The following is a 21,031-nucleotide window of genomic DNA, read 5'->3' on the forward strand; positions in this document are numbered from 1 at the left end:
TCATCCATTTTCTATTCATATTTCCCTTCATGACGGGCAACTTAATGATGATACTACTTCACGAAACATTATCAACCTGTGCAAACAGAAAGGGGAATCGCCATGGATATTGATTTGCGGACTGCTGTCAAATTTAAGATGCGGGACGAGACTGCTGAGGAGATCGAAGCCACCATCAATGATGCTGTCTATACGAGGATTGAGAAAGCATTGCCTGGTTTAGGTGTCATGTTTGAGCTGTATTGGAATATCTGTAATCAGGAAGAGCGGGGGCGTATCTGTAAGATCATCGAGCAGGAATTGGATACACAATAAAAATTGTCGGTGAAATGCGATAAATGAAATGGCCTTTCCTTAGGGTTTCACTTAGGAAAGGCCATAACTTAATTAGCTTTTTTCTTTGTTAATATGTCCGTAGCTTCTCAACAGTACTGTGGTCTAAGCGTTGAATCACTTGCACCAACAGTTCGATGGCTGTATCGTAGTCATCACGATGAATGATGGATACATGGCTATGGATATAGCGTGCAGGAACTGTAATGTTCAGAGAAGGAATTCCTTTCCCAGCTAAGTGGAAGCGACCAGCATCTGTTCCACCACCAGGAATGGTCTCATATTGGAAGGGCAGATTACACTCATTCGCAACTTGGAAGACAAAATCACGTAAGCCTTTATGAGGTACCATGGTAGCATCATAGATTCCAATGGATGGGCCTTTACCAAGATAGGTGGTTGCCTCATCCTCAGTAATCCCTGGCGTTCCCGCATCGATACCTACATCAAGGGCGAAGGCGATGTCAGGAATCACCGTTTGTACCGCTGTTTGTGCGCCTCGTAAGCCAACCTCCTCCTGTACCGTTCCGACACTATACAGAATATTGGGATGACCTTCTTTAGCTAGCCGTTTCATCACATCAATGGCTGCAGCAATGCCAAAACGGTTGTCCCAGGCTTTACCTAATAATAGCTTAGGATTCTTCATCACTGTAAAGGGACTTACAGGAATCACGGTATCCCCAGGACGAATACCGAAGGAAACTGCCTCTTCTTTACTAGAAGCACCTACATCTACATACATGTCCTTAATATCTAGGGCCTTTTTCCGAGCATCCCCTTTGAGAAGATGGGGAGGCTTCGAACCAATGACACCTTCCACCATCCCGTCCCGTGTTTGTACAATGACCCGCTGAGAGAGCATAACCTGGCTCCACCAGCCACCAAGAGGTTGGATCCGCAAGAAACCTTGGTCGGTGATGCGAGTGACCATGAAGGCCACTTCATCCATATGACCAGCAATCATCACTTTGGGTCCCTGAGGATCACCTGTATGCTGTGCGATTAAACTGCCTAAGCCATCGCTGAAGAAGCTTTCAGCGTAAGGTGTTAAGTACTCCTTCATTAAGCTGGAAACGGCTTGCTCATGTCCAGGCGCCCCTGGTGCTTCTGTAAGCCGCCGAAACATTTCTAATTGCTCATCCATCGATTCCATCTCCTTTATTTTGCAAGGCGCTTGATATTACTACCACCTAATGCGCGCTATTTTTTCTATTTCTCTAAGTATAGAAGTCTCAGTCAAAAATCACAAGGAAGCAGCTAAGCATGAATTACAGTGAATGTATGCTTCGACAACTCCATGATATTCATCGGAAGCCCTAACTCATGTACTTGGTCCACCAGGGAAGGATGACAGGTAAAGAAGAAAACCTGTTGCTGTTTTGCCAATTGACCGATGGTAAAGAGCGTCTTCTTACTCCGTTCTGGGTCAAAGTTGACAAGGATATCATCGAAGACAAGTGGTATTCGTTTCTCTTTCCCATACATCTCAATTAAGGCAAAACGGATGGCGAGATATAATTGTTCAACGGTCCCACGACTAAGATAGGCAGGCTCAATCTTTCTTCCATCTGCCCGCTCCACACAGATCGTCTCCCCTTCTAAGGGCATAAACACCTTGGGATAACGTCCTGCTGTCATCTGTGAAAAATAGCGACTAGCCCATTGTAGAACCTCAGGTTGTTTCTCCTGCTCATACAATTCCATGGCCTTTTCTATAGCGAGACGACCTAACCTTAATCTGCACCATCGGTTGATTCGTTCAGCCGCCTGCGCTCGGAGTTCTTCTTTCCTTTGGAGGGCGGTGAGTAAGCGTGTTGAAGTGGCTAGTTCCTTCAGCTGTTGGGTGATCTGACCCCGCTCTTGTTGATGTTGGTCTAGCTGCATCTGTAGTGATTTGCTCGTTTCTGCCAATTCTGCTTCCTGCTCCATCCGTTGCTGCACCGAGCCATCCTGCAAATCCTGAATAAGCTGCTCATACTCAGCCTGATCCTGTACAAGCTGGCGAAGTAGGGTAGTATTGCTCAGTAGCTCATGCTGTAGAGATTGACGTAATCGATAGTATTCGCCCCTTTTACGATACTCCGCCTCATTGCTGGCGCCTACCTCTTCATACAGATGTTGAAGTTGTTGGTGAACTAATGCTTCCTCTGCTAGTAGCTGTTGCTCCTCCTCTTGCCACTTCAGCAATTGCTCCTCGATCTGTCGTAATTGTTGCATTTGCTCTTCTACATCTTTCATCTCTTGAAACCATTGCTTTATCTCTTGCTGAGTAGGTGTTTGAACCAATTCTCGCCCAGTTTGCTCCATGAGCTGAATGATATGGCTACGCCATTGCTCAAGCTGTTGCTTTGCCTGCTGAATGCTTTCTTGGAGCTCCTCTTGCTTTCTGATCAGAGGATGCATTCGATCAGCAATCCGAATCAATTCCTCCACCATAGCTGGTGTCCAATCCAATGGGATGTGATGTACTTGTAGCCATCCCTTCCAAGCTTCCAACTGCTCTGTTTGGTGGGTAAGCACTTCTTGTAGCTTCTGATCTACCGATTCTAATTCTCCTTGAAGGGTGGCAGCATCTAACTCCATTCTTGCCCGTTCAAGTTCCACCTGTTGTTGTTGTGAGTGCTGTTGTTGCAGCTGCTCCCATTCCTCTTCTAATTGGGCTAAGCTCGTCTTGCCATAGCGTTGGAGGAGGGTATTTGCTTCCTTCTCCATCCGTTGGATCTCGCGACGACAGCTCTCCTCCTCCTTCATTAAGAAGGTGAGTCGTTGTACTTCCTTCTGCTCCCAAACTTCTGCCTCTTCCTTCAAGCTCTTCTCCTGGTACCAGGACGCACCTCCGATTAACAGGAATCCTGTAAAGGTGATACCAGTCCACAGATACTGCTGGATCATAAAAAAGTAAACAGCAAGCCCCGTAGCTGCTAAACCACCGATGATCAGAAGTGGAGAAGAGCTCTTTCTCCTCTTCGAACCAATTCGATTACTCTGTAGAAGCTCTCGTTCCCGAGTTAACTGAATCAGTTCCCCTTCCTTCCGCTCCTTTTGCAGCTGAAGCTGCTGAAGTTGCTGGATTCTGCTTTTTAATTGGGTAGCTTCAGTATTAATGGGTTGGTTCCGCTCACTAGTTTGTAAGAGTCTTTGCTTGACCACATGGAGGCGCTGGTGCGTATGGGAGCGTGAAGTCTCCCACTGTACGATCTTTTGCTGACGTTGTCGTTCTTCCTCTTGCCAATCCTTTACCCATTGGCGCGTAGGCATGTCCAGCTGGAAGGCGGAAATTTGCTCAACCTCCCAGTCCTCCCCAATGCTTTGTAGCAAGTCATTCAACTGTTTAGTCGTTTGTTGAAGCGTCTGTTCATCGATTGTGTTTCGCTCTAAACGCTCTTGGTATCGGATCCATCCCGACTGGAGCTCTTCCTGTTGAGCAAGCACTCCCTCCCAGCCATCCCGATTGGTGAAGGTGAGTAGCTGTTGCATCTTTTCTTCAATCTGCTTCTGGATAGTATCCAAGCGGATTTTTGTCTGGGTATGCCGTTCTAAGTAGCGCTCTAGCCGCTCCAAACCATCACTTGGGAAATACTCTACCAATGGGAGCTGAGCAAGCTGTTCCTTCACAAGTTGCCCTTGAGCATATAGCTTCTCCCCTTGAGCAAGGATAGCTAACCACTGTTGCTGACGTGTCAGCTTGACCTGCTGTGTCCGCATGATCCCTAGCTGCTCCGTAAGCTCTTCTTGCTGACTAAGGAGACCCTCATAGCGCTCAGTCTCCCCTTGGAGCTGAAGAATTTCGGTAGTAATCTGCTGTAGCTGCCTACGTAGCTCTGTTAGTTCGCCCTTTTTGCTTCCTGCCTTGTAGAGCTGCTCTGCCTCGGTTTGAAGCTGCTGCTTTAGTTGCAATAACTGTGCACCATTTCCTGCTGTGGTGTGATAGAGAAAGCTATGAATCTCCTCTGGTTGTAAGGTCTCCATGGTCTGAAGCTCCCATAAGCCAAAAGCATAAAGATTTTTGAAGATGGTCTCATTAATGGGAGCAAGGAGACGCCTTAAATCTTCCTCGCCACCGACGGTTCCATCGGGTCGATGCAGCAAGAGGTCACCTGCTGAACGTTGCTTATAAAGACGCTCTAATAAGAAACTTCCTACTCCATCCTCATAGAGGGATAGTCTACCGCCAAGTGTGGATGCCTCCCATGGTTCATAGCGCTGAGCGAGCTGCTTTTTGGTAGGGAATCCATAGAACATAGCACGAATAAAAGCCATTAAAGTAGATTTTCCTGCTTCATTAGTTCCAAGAATGAGATTCAACCCTGGCTTACAGGTGAGCTCGAGATCTTGAAATTGACCGAAGCCATAGAGCTTCATCGTCTCAATTCTCATCGTTTACCACCACCTTCGCCTAACCGTTGCAATAGCCATGGCTCCAATTGCTCAATCATGGCTTGGAGTTCAGCATCACTAGGCAGTAATCCCTCTTGCTCCCAAAAGCGTCGGTCCTTCAATTCATCCAGGATCGATCGAATGGTGGTGCGTTGCTCAATCCAATCTGCTCTCCAGTCTTGGACAATCTGCATGATATCTGCTGCCAAGGATTGGGAGGCAATATCAGGAATCTGAAGGGGGAGTGCCATGGATTGTAAGGAAGCGAGCCAAACCTTCATACCAAGGCCCATCAGTTGATGGTTGATGCGCTCAAGAAGCTCCTGACGAACCTCTTCGTCAAGAAGCCCGTCATAAAGAGGCGTACGTCCTTCTAAGCGGATGCGTAGTAAGACTGGTGTGCTATTTGTGCGCTCATTCACCTGCTCCGCGATGTGAAATAGCTGATCCAGTAATGCTTGCTCCCCGTCCACTCCTTGGAGTTCCACCACTTCCTCCTCCCAGCGAATCACTTGTAAAGGCTGAAAGCGTGAATGAACCTGAACTCCATCCACCTCAATGAGATAGCAACCGCGCTCTCCCGCCTCTTTCCAATGGCGTCCCTGGGGATTACCTGCATAGATGATGGTAGGCAATTGATCTTGGAGCTGTTGGGGCTTATGAATATGGCCCAGTGCCCAATAATCCATCTCTCCATTCTGTAGATCTTGTAGACTACAGGGAGCATAGTTGGCATGCCCTGAGCTATTGCCAACATTGGCATGAAGCAGTCCAATGGCAAAGGCAGATGAACTCCGTTTATAGCTCTGGCTATAGTTCTCCGTCACATGGTACGTAGGATAACTACGCCCATAGATGCGAGCAATCTCTTCCCCATGACGAATAATTGGATAGGACTCTACCTGCTCTGCAGAGAATGTGTATAGATTAGAAGGCCAGTGAAGATGGGCTTGCTTCCCATCCATGGGATCGTGATTCCCATGGATGAGATAGATGGAAATCTGTGCTTCATGGAGACGTTCACACCCTTGCTGAAAGGCGAGCTGCGCCGTTAGATTGCGATCCCGCTCATCATAGATATCTCCTGCCAGGCAGAGAAAATCTACCTGTTCATCAATACAGAATTGAACCAATCGCTCCCATGCCAACAAGGTAGCTGTACGGAACAATTCAGCAAGATGAGGTGGAATCGTTCCAATCCCTCGTAATGGTGTCCCTAGATGAAGATCTGCACTGTGTACAAAGCGAAACTGTGCCATGGTTCGTCCCTCCTCTCCATGGGAAACTTGATTATTCTGTCACAAGCATGAGCATATTCTGAATAAAAGGCCGCGCTTGTGGATTCTTCGGATCATAGTACACAAGCAAGAGGGTCGGTGCCATTTCAACCTGTCCAGACTCCAGGTACTTGGCAAGATTGAAGGGCAACCGTTCCACCATGGTATGCTTATGGAGCTGTTCCTCCGTTAATTGGTATTGAGCAAATTCGGGGGATAGAAGCGCTGGCTTATCCGCTAATAATTGCAGTAAAGCGCTCTGCTCTCCTTTACTCATGGAGAATTCCCACCATGTCTTCCGCGGCTTCTGCTTGTAATGGATGAAATAATCATACTTCATCAAGCCATGCCATACCTCAGGATGCTGCGTCTTTCGTGTCATGAGGAATTGCTCCAACCGTTGATATAAATCTTCTAGCTGATGACCAATCCTTCCCCAACCATTGGCCTCCCAGTAATCGCCGAGCTCCTGAAAGAAATCAAAGGGAGATGGGAATTCCACCTGGGTTAAGTAAAGAATGGTAGTATCCATAAAGTGTAGATTCCAATATTTCTCTAGCATCTCCTCCACCCGCTTAATCCGCACCACGTCGCCAAATGAAAGAATGTCATTCTCAAGCATCTCATAAGGTGCATGCTCCATATAACGATACCCGTACTGCTCTGCTTGATTCCGTAGACCGGTTCCACGAAGCATCTTGAGAAAGCCTAGTTGTAGTTCCTCTGGCTCAAAGGCAAAGACATCATTGAAGGTTTTACGGAGCGATGCATAATCCTCTTCTGGTAAGCCAGCAATTAAGTCGAGATGTTGCACGACCCGTCCACTCTCCTTAATTCGCATCACCGTATTCGTTAGCTTGGCAAAATTTTGACGGCGCTGCACGAGCTCATTGGTTCTTTCATTGGTGGATTGAACCCCGATCTCAAAGCGGAAAATCCCGGGCGGTGCATTCTCCGTGAGATAATCAATAATCTCTGGGCGAAGAATATCCGCTGTTATCTCAAATTGGAAGATGCAACCTTGATGATTCTCCACCAAAAATTTAAACATCTCCATGGCATAATCGCGGTTGATATTAAAGGTACGATCAAGGAACTTAATGGTTCTCGCCCCGTTTTGAATCAAAAAGAGAAGCTCCTCTTTCATCATCTCTAGAGGAAAATAACGCACGCCTACCTCTGTGGAGGAGAGACAGAATTGACAAGAGAAGGGACAACCACGGCTTGTCTCCACATAGGTAATTCGTTGTGGAAGCTGTGCCACATCTTCTGGAAAGCGATAGGGAGAAGGGATAGTACTCAGGTCTAGCTTGCTGGTAGGTGGCTTTACCATAGGCTCACCTTGAACACGGTAGCCGATCCCAGTTAGACTTGCCAAATCACGTTTTCCATCTAGTCCTCGCAACAGTTCCTTAAAGGTCTGCTCCCCTTCTCCAATGATGATATAGTCTGCTTCGGGGATCCGCTGAAGCCAATGCTCCACATCGAAGGAGACCTCAGGCCCACCTAAGAGAATGGTCACCTGAGGTAAGACTTTTTTCAAGGCTTGAACCACCTTGATGGTCTCTTCAATATTCCATATATAACAGCTAAAGCCCACTACATCGGGCTTCTGTTCGTAGAGATCCGTAACAATATAAATTGTTGGATCCTTGATGGTATATTCCGCCATCCGTACTGAATACTCTGGCTCAGCATAGGCCTTCAGGTAGCGTAAGGCCAGACAGGTATGGATATACTTGGCGTTTAATGTTGCCACTGTAATATTCATGATCATCATCCTTCGGATATTTTTCAGAGCATTTTTCTTTCAGTTTAGCCTTTTTCTACGAGAAGTCAAAATAGCAGGACTTCACGCCCATTCCTTTGCAGAATTAATTATTATACAATCAGATGAAAAGGGTGGTCAAAGCTCCCCATAAGGGCGTGATCGATGATGAAAAATAATACTCAACCCAATAATCACTGCCATTTACACAGGAGATTCAAAGAGGTTCGCTGAGAAGCGAACCTTTTTTCGTGCCGCTTTGCCATGCTAAAGGAGGAATAAAATGGAGAAGCAAAGCATTCAGTTAAATGGAAAGGATCTATCCTTGGAACAATTTGAACAGGTTGTCCGGAATGGCGTAGCTGTCCAATTGCATCCCAATGCCATCATCGCGATGAATCGTTCTCGACAGCTGGTGATGCAATGGCATCAAGAAGGTCGAAGAATCTATGGCATTACTACAGGCTTTGGCAAGTTTAGCGACCAGATTATCTCTTCTGCAGAAACAGATCAGCTTCAAATCAATTTAATCCGTAGCCATGCCTGTGGTGTTGGCAATCCCTTCCCAACAGAAGTAGTCCGGGGGATGATGCTATTACGGGCTCAAGCGTTGGCCCAAGGCTTTTCCGGAATTCGCGTGGAAGTGGTTCAGCTTCTGTTACAAATGCTCAATCTACGGATCCACCCCATCATTCCATCACAGGGATCATTAGGAGCCAGTGGCGATTTAGTTCCCTTAGCACATATGGTTCTACCTATGCTGGGTGAAGGGCAAGTAGAATGGCAGGGAACCCTCTACGCTGCCAAGGATGCTCTTGAACAGAATCAGCTCCAACCCATCCAGCTTCAGGCGAAGGAGGGCTTAGCCTTAATCAATGGGACACAGACCATGACATCCCTAGGTGCCCTAGCAGTGTTGGATGGTGAACGGGCGATTCATACAGCCAATCTCATCGCTTCGTTGACCATCGAAGCACTACGGGGTATTCCTGCTGCTTACCACCCCTTTGTAGGGCACTCACGTCCTCATCCCGGTCAACGCTGGGTGGCAGAACAGCTTCTTCAGTACCTCAAGGAAAGCGAACGGATCACTCAACCAGGGGAATTGCGAACGCAGGATGCCTACTCACTACGTTGTATTCCCCAAGTCCATGGCGCTTCTTGGGATGCTCTTCAGCATGTGAAGCAAGTGATCCAAATTGAATTAAATAGTGTAACGGACAATCCTCTCATCGACCCCTTTGAAGAACAGGCCATCTCAGCAGGCAATTTTCATGGCCAACCTGTGGGACTAGCCTTAGATTATTTGGCCATTGCCCTCGCAGAGTTGGGGAATATTTCAGAACGGCGTACTGAACGCATGGTCAACCCTCAGCTCAGCCAGCTACCTGCATTTCTCACTGATCATGGCGGACTCCACTCTGGGTTGATGATTCCTCAATATGTTGCAGCCGCGCTGGTTGCAGAGAATAAGCTATTAGCCAGTCCCGCAACAGTAGACTCCATTCCATCTTCTGCCAACCAGGAAGACCATGTAAGCATGGGAACCACTGCTGCCCGGAAGCTGTATCGTCTCCTTGATAATCTGTGGCATATCCTTGCCATTGAGTATCTTGTAGCATGTCAGGCCATCGATTTCCAAACAGGGCAGCTAGGTAAAGGGAGTAGCCGTGCCTATGAACAGCTCCGTGCTCAGATTCCCTTTGTTGAAAAGGATCGTGTATTATCTCAAGACATGAAAGAGATTGCCCAGATGATTCGAAGTAGGCATTTTCTTAAGAAAATCGGTATAATAGAATAGGTTATTGCAGAATTGTAACTTTTCTTCAGGTATTTCGTATGTAAGAAAGTAATCACATGATTCCCCATGTTAGGTAGGTGACAGGCCAATGGCACTCATTGTAAGAATTCTAATCTTACTATCTGTTTTTCTATTAGCCGTTCTCTGGCTACGTTATCTTTTTAATCCGAAGCGAAAATTAGAGCTTGCCCATGAGAAAAAAGAGACCATGATGCTAGACGATCCCCAAAATATCCGAAAGAATTTTTTAATTACCTATCAAGGTACACTTTTTGAGGGGGAAAAATACTTAGGTACCACAGATGAGCAATTTAGTATTATTCATATTTTCGTTTGGGCACGTCGTCCTGACCAATTACAGGGCTTCGTTCGCGAGGATTTTCATGTTATTGAAAAGTTAATTCGTGAGCATTATCCAGATGCAAAAATTGAATGGAAGAGCCCCATAAAAGAATTTTTAAAAGGAGATACTATGTGGTAATGTGTAAAGTCTACCCCACAGTGGGTTAGGCTTTTTCCTTGTAAAAAAGAAATCGTTCCATCTCTTCACCACAGCGCTCAGCATGATGGACGAGTAGTTGGATCTCCTCCCATGTAGCATTATCAACATGAATGCCACAACTACCGACCACAATGGAACCGGAGGCCTTTTGCACTTTCTTTATTAATGAACGTAATAGTTCACCTTCTTTATGGTCAGGAAATTGATAAAGGAGTTCAACATGTTCATCCCCATAGGCCACAGCGCCTACATGGGGATGTGTACCTCCCACACACTCAAACTCCAGATAATCTTGGCGATACCAGAGGTTGATCCGCACCTGATAAGGGTATGTTCCAGCAAAGAATGTGACCATGGGCTGTAATTCTTTTACCATTATCTCACCTTTTCTCGTCGTCGTTATTGTTAAGGAGGTCAAGAAATGAAAGAGATCCTGTTAGCTACTCTGGCAGGTATCATTGTTGGAATCCTATTTAAATTATTAAAGCTCCCCTTACCAGCACCCCCTGTACTCTCGGGGATTATGGGTATTGTAGGGATCTATCTCGGTGGTAAGCTCTTTGAATGGATCGTTCGTTGGTTTTCTTAAGCTAGCCAGCTGATGACGATGAAAAAACAGCAGGGCTCCTATGACAGGCTCCTGCTGTTTTTGTTTGTTTATAGATTTTCTTTCGCTTTAGCCACAAGAGAAGCAAATGCTTTCTCATCATGCACGGCCAAATCGGCGAGCATTTTGCGGTTGATATCTACACCTGCTGCTTTTAATCCATACATAAAGCGGCTATAGGATAAACCATGCATCCGTGTAGCAGCGTTAATCCGTGTGATCCATAGTTTACGGAAGTCACGCTTGCGCTGACGACGGTCACGATATGCATAGAAACCAGATTTCATTACCTGGGCATTGGCTGTCCGGAATAAACGATGTTTGGAGCCAAAGTAACCCTTTGCTAACTTTAAGACTTTTTTACGACGGCGACGTGATACATACCCGCCTTTTACTCGAGCCATACTCTTTCCCTCCTGTTACGCAACAAAAATTGTCCCGTTCTTATTTCATGTAAGCGATCAAAGATCTAATCCGCTTGTAGTCTCCACTGCTAACGATTGCTGCTTTGCGCAGGTTACGTTTCCGTTTTTGCGATTTTTTGGTCAGGATATGACTGGTATACGCATGACGGCGAACTACCTTACCCGTACCAGTTTTCTTAAAACGTTTCGCAGCGGCACGTTTTGTTTTCATTTTTGGCATACTACATCCTCCTGTCCGAACTCTTATTTATCATTGCGAGGAGCGAGAATGACCACCATGCTCCGCCCTTCCATACGAGGGGGCTTCTCCATAATAGCCACTTGCTCTGCTTCCTGTGCTAGACGCTCTAGCACGCGCTTACCCAAGTCGGCATGGGCAATCTGCCGTCCACGAAAACGAACGGAAGCCTTCACCTTATCGCCTTTTTCTAAGAACTTAATGGCACTACGCAACTTGGTTTGATAGTCATGCTCATCAATCGTAGGACTGAAACGCACTTCTTTCACATTAATCACTTTTTGATTCTTACGAGCTTCTTTCTCTTTCTTGCTTTGTTCAAACTTGTACTTCCCGAAATCCATGATTCGACAAACAGGTGGTTTGGCATTAGGTGCCACATTCACCAGATCAAGATTATGCTGTTGTGCAAGCTCTAAGGCTTCACGAATCGGCTTAATCCCAATTTGTTCCCCATCTGGACCAATTACGCGGACTTCACGCGCACGAATGCCTTCATTAACATTCATATCTTTGCTAATATCCCGCCACCTCCAAAACTTATTGGCCCCATCCAATAAAAAAACGTGTGGACCATCAGCCCACACGTCATCCAACATGAAATCAATCATGTCTACCACGTGTAACCTAGCAACAACCATGGAGCGTCGCCTAGGTGAGAAGCTGGACCTCTACTTCTGCAGTAACATTACAAAGGATATTCTATAATACTCCTCACATCTTGTCAAGAAAGGATTTTGTACCTTATGGTGTAGGTCGTGGTCCTGGATCAGTGAACCCACTAGAATCCATAGTCATCAGGGAGCGTACCTTTAGGCTACGGGTAATACGAATCTGACAAGCGAGGCGAATTTTCGGATCATCAACGCCGCGAGCCTCGAGAATCTGGGCCTCCTGATCCTTCATCACTCCAGGATCCCCTGAGATGACTTCTATGCGACAGGTGGCACAGCGAGAATTGCCTCCACAGCGATGAAGAATGGGGATACCATGATCCTCTAACGCCAATGCTAGCTTGGTCCCTTCTTCCACATCAAATGTGCCATAGCCTTCCACAGTCAACTTAGGCATCTTATTCCCTCCTTCACAAAGATTCATGGCGATTACGCTTCTTTGCCTCCATCATAGATCGGGAGGAAATCCATGTCAATTTTACTTCAATATTTCATCTCGCACCTTAGAAACAGTCTCATGATTCATCTGAGCATTTAATGCTTCGATGGTACTGCTTCCTTGGTCACCTACGCCACGATGGATCACCACAGGTCGATGAGGTTGTCCATCTTCACCAATGCATTCCAATTCAATTTGATTAGGTAAATGGAAGTCTAATTGAGCATCCGTCATGGCACGAACCCGTTGTAAGCCGCTTAATGCCCCAGACATTTCATAGCGATGCATCATCTCCTCTGCTTCATCCATTGGTCAAGTTGATCTCTCCATATTCCTTCCTCGATTACGACAAAATCGGCAACCCATACAGATCTGAAATCGTTGCTGAAAAAGATGATGTAGATGCTGAATGATGGGGTGATGCCAATCCTTCGTATGAACAATAATCTGTGTCGGTGAAAAAGCGAGGAGTAAGCTACTTAACCATTCTTCTCCATCAAGACCCCGCTCCGCTCGCCAGCTCGCCCACGGAAAGGTGGAAGGAAATTGCACCATTTGATACTCTACATCATAAAAAGTCATCCACGCATCACGATGATGTAAAAGATGAAGTAATTGATGCTGTCGGTGAGGTAAGGCTAATAATAGCTGAGCTAAGGATGGTACATGACGATACTCTTGATAGAGTAGCCACTCTTGTTGGGCGATTTCCATGGCTTCCTCCAATTCTTGCTCATATTCCCGAAGGCGAAAACGGAGAAGACCGTTAAAGTCTAGATGGTTGTACTCTTGCAGAATGGAGAGGAGGATATCATGTAAGCGCTGAAAGCGCCAGGGTACCGAGTCATTGTTCTCCTTGTTTAAATAGTAATCCGTTAGATGGAACACTTGTTGAAGCTGGTTCCCCTCCACGCCATACTCATGGAGAAGCTTATCATATAGTAGTCCTTTTTCACGCCACTGACGAAAATAGCTAGTGAGGGCTTCACTAATTAATGCTTGAAATAGACTGCTATCGGCAGGGTCCAGTTCCTCTGCATTGCCAACAAGATGAAAAACTAACTCATGTTCATCCCCATGTTCTAAAAGTAAGAGCTGTGGGCTGAATTGTTTCAGTGGTCGATCCATATGCCGATAGCATTGCTTTACAATGCCAATGAGCAGTGACATGTTCTCCAAATGCTTGGAACCACGGATGGATAGTAGGATCATGTCTACTCCTCCCTTCTCTACAACCATCATATGGGGGAGAAGAGAGGAGTATGTCGCCAAGCTTATTCAGTCTTACAATTCCATCTGTTGATACTGGGTTTGTGCAGTATGAGCTGCCTTGTGATCCAGGAGACTCACTACAATGATACCGAGTAATGCGAAGAAAAAACCAGGCACAAGCTCATACAATTCTGCCCATTTTGTTCCTTGGATAAAGGGAAGCTTACTCCAGAAGATCACCGTCAGCCCACCAACTAGCATCCCCACAACGGCTCCATTTCGCGTAATACGTTTCCAATAGAGAGAAAGAAGCAATACCGGACCAAAGGCTGCTCCGAACCCTGCCCAGGCATAAGAGACTAAGGCAAGAATGCTTCCGCCACTCTTCGCTAGGATTACAGCAATAATGGCAACCAGCATTACCACGCCACGGCTAACCCAGATCAGCTCCTTTTGTGAAGCGTTCTTGCGAAGGATCCCCTTATAGATATCCTCAGCTAAGGCACTAGACGATACGAGAAGTTGGGAGTCGATGGTGCTCATAATGGCAGAGAGAACCGCTGCAAGGAGAAGACCTGCCACCCAAGGATTGAATAATGTACTCACCATCTGAAGAAAGATGGTCTCTGGGTCACCAATGGGCTGATCATACAGCGTAATCCCCACCAGTCCCACAAAACTAGCACCTAAGAGGGTTAATGTAACCCATGATACACCAATGAGACGGGCTTTCGGAATATCGCTGGCTCGGCGAATTCCCATAAAGCGCACAAGGATATGTGGTTGTCCAAAATAGCCTAAGCCCCAAGCAACATTGGAGATAATGGCGATCAGACTAATGGAGAGCGTACCCGTTACCCAAATCTCCTCTGCTCCCACATGCTTCGTAATATCTAGGAGGTCTGGATTCACTGTGGCAACCTGTGTCCACAGTTCCCCAAACCCTCCCCCACTCAGAATGGTATAGATAGGGACAAAAAGAAGTGCACCAAACATGAGTAAGCCTTGAAATAGATCAGTATAGCTCACTGCAATAAAACCGCCTAAAAATGTATAGGTTACAATGACAAGAGCACCGATTAACAAAGCAATATCATAGGGAATGCCAAATGCAGTGTCAAATAATTTACCGCCTGAAACCATCCCTGAGGAGACATAAATCAGAAAGAAGAAGAGGATCGTAAGGGAGGAGACAACTCGTAGGATCTTACTACGATCCTCGAAGCGTTTCTCAAGATAATCAGGAATCGTAATGGACTGTAGCTTCTCGGTAGACTTACGTAGACGCTTCGCTACGATCTGCCAGTTAAGATAGGTTCCCACCGCAAGACCGATGGCAATCCACATGGCATGGAAGCCTCCAATATAGACTGCACCAGGTAAAGCCAAGAGGAGCCAGCCGCTCATGTCTGATGCCTGAGCACTCATAGCGGTAACCCAGGTATTCATCTTCCGTCCACCTAAGAAGTACTCTTCCATGGTATTACTCTTTCGATATGCCCAAATCCCGATGGCTAGCATCAGAACAAGATAGAGAATAAACATCGTCAATGTACCCGTACTCATGGTAAATTTCATACATTCACTCCTCTCTTTAGTATTCGTCGTTTTTATTTCTTCTCAGTAAAAACAGTAATGATGGATAAAAGGTTGATAATCGCAAGGGGGAGAATCAACCAAAGCCATGTACTCATCGGTAGTGTTGCTTCCATCCTTCCACATCCCTTCTTTGTGTTTGTCTCTTTTTGTCATATATATTAGGTTGATGACTATTATAATGATTTTTCTGATTTTTTCAATAATTCATTGTAACCGTTTTCTTTTACGAGTAACATAGGGTCCAGGGTATTTAGACACTTAACAATAACTTAACTATAAAAATACCGAATATATATACGATTTTTATAGAATAAGGATAGTTAAGCTTTTCATTGAAAAAGAGGTTGATAAATAATGGATCCTAGAAAAAAAGCCTTGGATGATATTATCGATGCGAAACAGATACGAATTGTTTTTCAACCGATTATCTCATTACGAGATGGTAGTATTTTAGGACATGAAGCATTAAGCAGGATTACTAAGCAAAGTGTAATAAAGAACCCAGAGATGCTTTTTACCTATGCAGGAGAGTACAACCGCCTTTGGGAGCTTGAATTGCTGTGTCGTACCAAAGCATTAGAAGCTGCGTATCAATTTATGATTCCGCCATATAGCAAAAAATTATTTATTAATGTAAACCCCAATACTATTCATGATGAAAACTTTAAAAAAGGCTTCACCATGGATTTTCTGAGGCAGTATCAAATCACCCCCCAAAATATTATTTTTGAAATCACCGAAAGAAATATAATTACTGATATGGATGGCTTTCGCTCAACCATCTCCCACTATAAAAGTCAAAATTATCGAATTGCCATTGATGACGCTGGAGCTGGGTATTCCGGATTAAACCTCATTAGTGATGTGAATCCCAATTACATCAAGCTAGATATGAATTTAATTCGTGGGATTGATACAGATAGCTTGAAGTTTGCCATCGTAAAGGGCATGGTGGAGCTTTCAAAGGGTTCCAATATTTTCTTGATTGCCGAGGGTATCGAAACCTCTGAGGAATTGGAGACGCTGATTGGACTTGGTGTTCAATATGGCCAAGGTTATTTCATCCAAAAACCAGATGCTGAAATCCGAGACATCGCTTCCAGCATATTACAGGCCATTAAGGAGTGTAATTGTAAGCAAGGTCTCACCTTTCAAGGTATGAGCCCCAATAATTACATTAAAAATTTATGCACCTTCACTGCCACCGCTTCACCAACTGAAAGGGTAAAAACCGTATATGACATCTTCAAGCAAAATCCAGAATGCTTCGGACTTTGTGTCATTAAAGAAGGGATACCTGTTGGAATCGTGACGCAGGGAGACTTAGCCTTAAAGCTAAGCGGCCACTATGGCTTTACATTGAATCAGAATAAATCAATTTCTGAGATTATGGATCGAAGTTTTTTAGCTGTTGATCACCATACCCCAATCAGTACAGTCTCCACATTGGCAATGGCACGTCCTAACGATAAACTATATGATTTCATCGTTGTTACAGAGAATGATCAATATATTGGCACCGTTACGATTAAAGATCTACTACAAAAAACTACGGAAATAGAAGTTAGCGTAGCAAAGCATCAAAATCCCTTAACAGGCCTACCTGGAAACCTCTTGATCGAGCAACAATTAACACAATGTGTCACACATGGGACAAAATATAGTGTGGCCTATTTGGATATCAACAATTTTAAGGCATACAACGATGTTTATGGCTTTGAAAATGGAGACCTCGTCATTAGACTAGTAGCTGATACATTAAGAGAAAATATCACAGGTGGAACATTTATCGGGCATATTGGGGGAGATGATTTTGTCATCATTCTACATGACCATGTAAACGAGGGTTATTTCGTAGATATGGTGAAACAGTTTGAATATAGGGCTTTGAACTTTTATAGTCCTTCTGATATTCAAAAAGGTTATATTATCACTGCCAATAGACAAGGCGAGATGGAAAAGTTTCCACTCATGAAACTGACCTGTGTAGTGGTAAATAATCAAATCGATGATTTTGAAAATGTTATTGAACTGACTGAAAAGCTAGCACGGCTAAAGAAAATTGCTAAGCAGAAGATGAGGTGAAGAGATAGTCCAATTCCAACATATTTCATGCGTTGCTTTTTCAATGAAGGAGATTATGGTGAATATTCCTGACTTGCCATAACAGGGCTGTCTACAAAGTCACTAAAAAAAAGGGGCGCCAGGAAGTCAGCCAAAACCGACCTTCTGGACCGCCCCAGTGATTAGATCATTGATAGGTACAAGTCATATATTTAATTCTGCATAATAAAGTCTTGTTCCACCTCTTCCTCACTATGGAAGACGCGGAGATGATTATACTTCGTATCCCGCTGAATTGGTGTTTTACCAGCCTCTGCGATCATGTGAATGATCTTCTTCGTATTCACCTTGTGGGTGGCCCCAGCAGCAGACACTACATTCTCCTCCATCATCGTAGAGCCAAAGTCATTACAGCCATAGAAGAGGGACTGTTTCCCGATCTCTGGTCCCATGGTGACCCATGAGGATTGGAAATTCTCAATATTATCTAACATCAAACGAGCGATGGCCAGCGTCTTGAGATAATCACGGCCACCGAGCCGTTCTGCATGTAAATTGGTGTTGTCTGGTTGGAAGGTCCAGACGATGAAAGCTAGGAAGCCATGGGTTTCATCCTGTGCTTCACGAATACGGAGAAGATGGTTCACCCGCTCCTCATCTGATTCACCAAAGCCGATGACCATGGTGGCTGTTCCATGAAGCCCGATGCGATGGGCTGCCTTCTGAATCGCAATCCATTCCTGCCAAGAGCCTTTCTTTCGACTAATCTTCATTCGAGTCCGATCATCGAGAATTTCTGCGCCTGCACCAGGAAGGGAATCAAGCCCTGCTTCCTTCAGCTGGCGAAGGGTCTCTTCAATGCTAAGGCCTGAGACCTCTGACATCTTCTTCACTTCTGCTGTGGAGAAGGAATGCATGGTAATCTGAGGAAAGCGGGCCTTAATTGCACGCAATAAATCTAAATAATAGGTAAAGGGTAGCTCAGGATGGGTGCCACCCTGCATCAACACCTCAGTACCTCCTACATCCACCAGCTCTTGAATCTTCTCCAAGATGGTCTCCGTTGGTAAAACATATGCCTCTTCATGACCTGCTGGTCGATAGAAGGCACAGAAGCGACAATAGGTATCGCATACATTAGAGTAATTCACATTACGCCCGATGACAAAGGTGGTCTCCTTCTCATTGTGGAATCGCTTCATCACCTCGTTGGCAGCAGCCCCCATCTTCTCGACCTCATCAGAGGCATAGAGCGCCATTCCATCAGCAAAGGTAAGCCGTTCACCTGCCAGAGCCCGCGCAAGGATATCATCAATCTCACTCATGTTGTTCCCACCAACCTTTCCTCAAGAGTAGAGCACGTTTCTAGACTATGACTATCCTAACATAAATCAATCATAGATGAAATAGAAGTGTCCCCCATCAAGGTGATTACCCGATGGGGGACACTTTGTATATCATATCAGTGAGCGTACGACTGAGTTGGATTAATCCTCCAACTCAATTTTTTCAATAACACCGTTTCTAACCTTAATTTCGAATTTATAGTTCCCTTCCATGTAGTTTTCTAGCATGGAGAGATCCATTCTCTTATCATTGGCTTCAAAACGGATATTCTTCGCGATGGCAAATTGGAACTCCTTACCATTGAGTTGGCGTTTGAGACGATCATCGTAATCATCATCGTCATCATCCATCTCTTCTTCAATGCGGAAGAAGATGTAACCGCCTTGGCCCTTCCCTGGTAACTGATAGCCAAGGAGTACCCCCTCAAACTCACCAGAGATATTCTCTACCTTATCGATAGGAGGAAGCACGGGCTCCGTACCTATTTGACCACGTTTGGTCACTTCAATGTTGACTGCTTTATCTCCCTCAACCTTTACGCTTACTTCGTCATCTACAAGTAAGGAAGTAACAGCGATCAATTTACCATCGTAGCGAACACGTGTATTTTGATCAATCACTAATAATACAGTGGAATTATCAGCTAAGCGAACGCTGAGCTCACCAGTTTGGTTGGTGCCATTCCATTTGATCGCGCTGATCTTACCATTGATGTCAAAACGTTTGATAGCACCTTCTACCTTAGTAATCACCTTGTTCGTTACCGTTACACGGATGAAATCACCCTTACGAAGGTCCTTCAAGGCAATACCATCGCCTAATTTCACTTCCACGAGTGGAGAAACAGCATACTCATAGGTGATACCTGCAGCCTTAAAGTTCATCACTACTTGACTATTCTTTGTTGCTAAGGAGATAAAATCTCCTTCATGAACAACAATTTCATCGGCAAGCTTAATTTTTTCAACCTTAGTAATCACTTGATTTTTCACGGTTACTTTTACTTTATCACCCTTGCGTAAATCACGTAGAGTATAACCATCACCCAGTTTTACTTCGACGGTAGGAGAGATGGCATATTCATAGGTTTTTGTCCTTTCTACGAAGCTCATCCACACTTGGTTATTCTTACTAGCTAAGGAGATGAACTCAGCATCATAGACCACTTCGCCAGTCTGTTGTAACAATTCGATTTTGGTAACCACTTTATCTGTAACGGTTACACGAACTTGGTCCCCTGCTTTTAAGTCTTTCAAGGTAACACCAGTACCTAGCTTCAATTCAACAATTGGAGAGATCACATATGCATAGTTTACTGATTTCACCTTAAAGTTGAGTACAGTTTGGTTATTTTTTGTGGTAACGGAGACAAACTCGCCATCATAGACTGTAGTTTCAGTACCACTCTTCTGGATTTCGATGAAACGAACTTGATTTTGCCATAGTTGGAGAGTCACAGTATCTCCCACTTTGATGTCAGCTACTTCTACGATGCCAGTATTGCGGAAAATAAGAACATTATCGGCTAATGTATAGGTTTTCGTAGCTGTTTGTTCTTCAATGGTGATTGTTTTTGCAGATGCGTTCACTGCCTTCACAACCCCAGTACGAACACCCTCATCTGTGCCAGGGTTGAGGTTATCACCTGTACGGTCTAAGAGTGCAGCCATTTCTGCACGGGTAACAGGCTTATTAGGTTGGAAGGTATTGTCTGGATACCCTTGGATTAATCCTTCTTCAATGGCTACTGCTACATAGCCTACAGCACCTGCTGGAATGCTAGAAGCATCTTTAAATGTTAATTGTGTGTTCATTTTTGTCAATGCTTCATCTTCTAGATCCATTGCTCTTACTAATAAGGTAGTAATCCAAAGACGGCTAGCTGATTTTTCTGGCTGAAGCTTGGTTACTGTGGAATCAAACAGACCATTTTCCAAAGCAACTGCGATATAGCCTGTTGCCCATGGATATTTCTTCGCAATCTCTTTTGCATCTTCAAAGTTTAGTTTCGTGCCAGCTTTGGCCTTTGCTTCGTCTTCAAGGCCTAAGAGACGAACTGCAGCAACTACAGCCTCTACGTGCTTAATGGGACTGTTTGGACGGAATGAACCATCTTCATAGCCAGTAAAGATGTTCTGCATCAGCATCTTTTCAATGTATTGAAGAGCCCATTCCACATCGCGTAAATCATTGAAGGTAAACTGAACAACGACACCTTTCTTCGCCAAGCCTGGTGGTGTAAAGTTATCAGGCTTCTTCGCATCAACAGCAAATGGCGCGGTGACACCAACAACCAGCGAAACCATTAACAATAATAGAAGCATACGTTTGAAAATAAATTTCCTATTCATCGGTTTTTCCCTCC

19 protein-coding genes are annotated in these 21,031 nt (G+C 44.9%); 5 read left to right on the plus strand and 14 right to left on the minus strand.

Features of this window, described 5'->3' with window-relative positions; translation table 11 throughout:
* Window positions 1–102: 102 nt before the first annotated feature.
* On the plus strand, window positions 103–315 hold the full coding sequence (gene sspI / locus BN1691_RS01910; RefSeq protein WP_048600543.1) for a small acid-soluble spore protein SspI: 213 nt from the start codon (window positions 103–105) through the stop codon (window positions 313–315).
* Window positions 316–403: 88 nt separating this feature from the next.
* Here the strand turns inward: sspI and BN1691_RS01915 are convergent, their stop codons facing one another.
* The 4 genes from BN1691_RS01915 to BN1691_RS01930 form a co-directional block, all read right to left on the minus strand.
* Complete coding sequence (locus BN1691_RS01915; protein ID WP_048600544.1) at window positions 404–1,489, minus strand: M42 family metallopeptidase; 1,086 nt, start codon at window positions 1,487–1,489, stop codon at window positions 404–406.
* A 104-nt stretch (window positions 1,490–1,593) separates the two neighbouring features.
* A complete protein-coding gene (locus BN1691_RS01920; protein WP_048600545.1) occupies window positions 1,594–4,713 on the minus strand; it encodes an AAA family ATPase in 3,120 nt (1,039 codons plus the stop codon).
* Window positions 4,710–5,972, minus strand: coding sequence for a metallophosphoesterase family protein (locus tag BN1691_RS01925; protein ID WP_048600546.1), 1,263 nt, complete (start codon window positions 5,970–5,972; stop codon window positions 4,710–4,712). Before BN1691_RS01925 ends, BN1691_RS01920 begins: the two co-directional genes overlap by 4 nt.
* Window positions 5,973–6,003: 31 nt before the next feature.
* Window positions 6,004–7,761: a B12-binding domain-containing radical SAM protein gene (locus BN1691_RS01930; RefSeq protein WP_187116840.1), complete on the minus strand. Its 1,758-nt coding sequence runs from the start codon at window positions 7,759–7,761 to the stop codon at window positions 6,004–6,006.
* A gap of 280 nt (window positions 7,762–8,041) precedes the next feature.
* On the opposite strand from BN1691_RS01930, the gene hutH reads away from it, so the two are divergent.
* Together hutH and BN1691_RS01940 are read left to right on the plus strand one after the other, a co-directional pair.
* Complete coding sequence (gene hutH / locus BN1691_RS01935) at window positions 8,042–9,559, plus strand: histidine ammonia-lyase (protein ID WP_048600547.1); 1,518 nt, start codon at window positions 8,042–8,044, stop codon at window positions 9,557–9,559.
* Between the two features lie 88 nt (window positions 9,560–9,647).
* Complete coding sequence (locus BN1691_RS01940) at window positions 9,648–10,040, plus strand: hypothetical protein (protein ID WP_048600548.1); 393 nt, start codon at window positions 9,648–9,650, stop codon at window positions 10,038–10,040.
* A 25-nt stretch (window positions 10,041–10,065) separates the two neighbouring features.
* Here BN1691_RS01940 and lpdD read toward each other — a convergent pair whose 3' ends face one another.
* Complete coding sequence (lpdD, locus tag BN1691_RS01945; protein ID WP_048600549.1) at window positions 10,066–10,437, minus strand: prenylated flavin chaperone LpdD; 372 nt, start codon at window positions 10,435–10,437, stop codon at window positions 10,066–10,068.
* Between the two features lie 45 nt (window positions 10,438–10,482).
* Between lpdD and BN1691_RS14005 the strand changes: the two genes are divergently transcribed.
* Window positions 10,483–10,650, plus strand: coding sequence for a DUF1427 family protein (locus BN1691_RS14005; protein ID WP_076850061.1), 168 nt, complete (start codon window positions 10,483–10,485; stop codon window positions 10,648–10,650).
* Between the two features lie 68 nt (window positions 10,651–10,718).
* On the opposite strand, the gene rplT is transcribed toward BN1691_RS14005, so the two are convergent.
* The 7 genes from rplT to putP form a co-directional block, all read right to left on the minus strand.
* Entirely contained in the window at window positions 10,719–11,072 is a 354-nt protein-coding gene (gene rplT / locus BN1691_RS01950) for a 50S ribosomal protein L20 (RefSeq protein ID WP_048600550.1), read from the minus strand.
* A 40-nt stretch (window positions 11,073–11,112) separates the two neighbouring features.
* Window positions 11,113–11,313, minus strand: coding sequence for a 50S ribosomal protein L35 (gene rpmI / locus BN1691_RS01955; protein WP_048600551.1), 201 nt, complete (start codon window positions 11,311–11,313; stop codon window positions 11,113–11,115).
* 23 nt (window positions 11,314–11,336) lie between these two features.
* On the minus strand, window positions 11,337–11,840 hold the full coding sequence (gene infC, locus BN1691_RS01960) for a translation initiation factor IF-3 (protein WP_048600552.1): 504 nt from the start codon (window positions 11,838–11,840) through the stop codon (window positions 11,337–11,339).
* 235 nt (window positions 11,841–12,075) lie between these two features.
* Window positions 12,076–12,402, minus strand: coding sequence for a 2Fe-2S iron-sulfur cluster-binding protein (locus tag BN1691_RS01965; RefSeq protein WP_048600553.1), 327 nt, complete (start codon window positions 12,400–12,402; stop codon window positions 12,076–12,078).
* An 81-nt stretch (window positions 12,403–12,483) separates the two neighbouring features.
* Window positions 12,484–12,753: a hypothetical protein gene (locus tag BN1691_RS01970; RefSeq protein WP_048600554.1), complete on the minus strand. Its 270-nt coding sequence runs from the start codon at window positions 12,751–12,753 to the stop codon at window positions 12,484–12,486.
* Window positions 12,754–12,756: 3 nt separating this feature from the next.
* Complete coding sequence (gene ytxC, locus BN1691_RS01975) at window positions 12,757–13,656, minus strand: sporulation protein YtxC (RefSeq protein WP_048600555.1); 900 nt, start codon at window positions 13,654–13,656, stop codon at window positions 12,757–12,759.
* A gap of 72 nt (window positions 13,657–13,728) precedes the next feature.
* Window positions 13,729–15,234: a sodium/proline symporter PutP gene (putP, locus tag BN1691_RS01980; protein WP_231638325.1), complete on the minus strand. Its 1,506-nt coding sequence runs from the start codon at window positions 15,232–15,234 to the stop codon at window positions 13,729–13,731.
* A gap of 375 nt (window positions 15,235–15,609) precedes the next feature.
* Here putP and BN1691_RS01985 point away from each other — a divergent pair, with 375 nt between their 5' ends.
* Complete coding sequence (locus tag BN1691_RS01985; RefSeq protein WP_076850062.1) at window positions 15,610–17,340, plus strand: GGDEF domain-containing protein; 1,731 nt, start codon at window positions 15,610–15,612, stop codon at window positions 17,338–17,340.
* Between the two features lie 191 nt (window positions 17,341–17,531).
* Here BN1691_RS01985 and mqnC read toward each other — a convergent pair whose 3' ends face one another.
* Together mqnC and BN1691_RS13805 are read right to left on the minus strand one after the other, a co-directional pair.
* Complete coding sequence (gene mqnC, locus BN1691_RS01990; protein WP_048600557.1) at window positions 17,532–18,644, minus strand: cyclic dehypoxanthinyl futalosine synthase; 1,113 nt, start codon at window positions 18,642–18,644, stop codon at window positions 17,532–17,534.
* A 162-nt stretch (window positions 18,645–18,806) separates the two neighbouring features.
* The gene (locus tag BN1691_RS13805; RefSeq protein ID WP_053083680.1) at window positions 18,807–21,017 is read right to left on the minus strand and encodes an S-layer homology domain-containing protein; all 2,211 of its coding nucleotides are present in this window, start codon (window positions 21,015–21,017) and stop codon (window positions 18,807–18,809) included.
* Between the last annotated feature and the right edge of the window lie 14 nt (window positions 21,018–21,031).

Origin of the sequence: Rubeoparvulum massiliense (genome assembly GCF_001049895.1) — a bacterium.
Classification (GTDB): Bacteria; Bacillota; Bacilli; order Rubeoparvulales; family Rubeoparvulaceae; genus Rubeoparvulum; species Rubeoparvulum massiliense.

What these genes read in the sequence shown, in the direction of transcription:
- ytxC (WP_048600555.1), bottom strand. Translation starts at nt 13,656, where the DNA reads ATGATCCTACTATCCATCCGTGGTTCCAAGCATTTGGAGAACATGTCA.
- BN1691_RS01965 (WP_048600553.1), bottom strand. Translation starts at nt 12,402, where the DNA reads ATGCCTAAGTTGACTGTGGAAGGCTATGGCACATTTGATGTGGAAGAA.
- lpdD (WP_048600549.1), bottom strand. Translation starts at nt 10,437, where the DNA reads ATGGTAAAAGAATTACAGCCCATGGTCACATTCTTTGCTGGAACATAC.
- BN1691_RS01940 (WP_048600548.1), top strand. Translation starts at nt 9,648, where the DNA reads ATGGCACTCATTGTAAGAATTCTAATCTTACTATCTGTTTTTCTATTA.
- rplT (WP_048600550.1), bottom strand. Translation starts at nt 11,072, where the DNA reads ATGGCTCGAGTAAAAGGCGGGTATGTATCACGTCGCCGTCGTAAAAAA.
- BN1691_RS01970 (WP_048600554.1), bottom strand. Translation starts at nt 12,753, where the DNA reads ATGGATGAAGCAGAGGAGATGATGCATCGCTATGAAATGTCTGGGGCA.
- BN1691_RS01915 (WP_048600544.1), bottom strand. Translation starts at nt 1,489, where the DNA reads ATGGAATCGATGGATGAGCAATTAGAAATGTTTCGGCGGCTTACAGAA.
- hutH (WP_048600547.1), top strand. Translation starts at nt 8,042, where the DNA reads ATGGAGAAGCAAAGCATTCAGTTAAATGGAAAGGATCTATCCTTGGAA.
- BN1691_RS01925 (WP_048600546.1), bottom strand. Translation starts at nt 5,972, where the DNA reads ATGGCACAGTTTCGCTTTGTACACAGTGCAGATCTTCATCTAGGGACA.
- sspI (WP_048600543.1), top strand. Translation starts at nt 103, where the DNA reads ATGGATATTGATTTGCGGACTGCTGTCAAATTTAAGATGCGGGACGAG.
- BN1691_RS01985 (WP_076850062.1), top strand. Translation starts at nt 15,610, where the DNA reads ATGGATCCTAGAAAAAAAGCCTTGGATGATATTATCGATGCGAAACAG.
- rpmI (WP_048600551.1), bottom strand. Translation starts at nt 11,313, where the DNA reads ATGCCAAAAATGAAAACAAAACGTGCCGCTGCGAAACGTTTTAAGAAA.
- BN1691_RS01920 (WP_048600545.1), bottom strand. Translation starts at nt 4,713, where the DNA reads ATGAGAATTGAGACGATGAAGCTCTATGGCTTCGGTCAATTTCAAGAT.
- infC (WP_048600552.1), bottom strand. Translation starts at nt 11,840, where the DNA reads ATGAATGTTAATGAAGGCATTCGTGCGCGTGAAGTCCGCGTAATTGGT.
- BN1691_RS13805 (WP_053083680.1), bottom strand. Translation starts at nt 21,017, where the DNA reads ATGAATAGGAAATTTATTTTCAAACGTATGCTTCTATTATTGTTAATG.
- mqnC (WP_048600557.1), bottom strand. Translation starts at nt 18,644, where the DNA reads ATGAGTGAGATTGATGATATCCTTGCGCGGGCTCTGGCAGGTGAACGG.
- BN1691_RS01930 (WP_187116840.1), bottom strand. Translation starts at nt 7,761, where the DNA reads ATGAATATTACAGTGGCAACATTAAACGCCAAGTATATCCATACCTGT.
- putP (WP_231638325.1), bottom strand. Translation starts at nt 15,234, where the DNA reads ATGAAATTTACCATGAGTACGGGTACATTGACGATGTTTATTCTCTAT.
- BN1691_RS14005 (WP_076850061.1), top strand. Translation starts at nt 10,483, where the DNA reads ATGAAAGAGATCCTGTTAGCTACTCTGGCAGGTATCATTGTTGGAATC.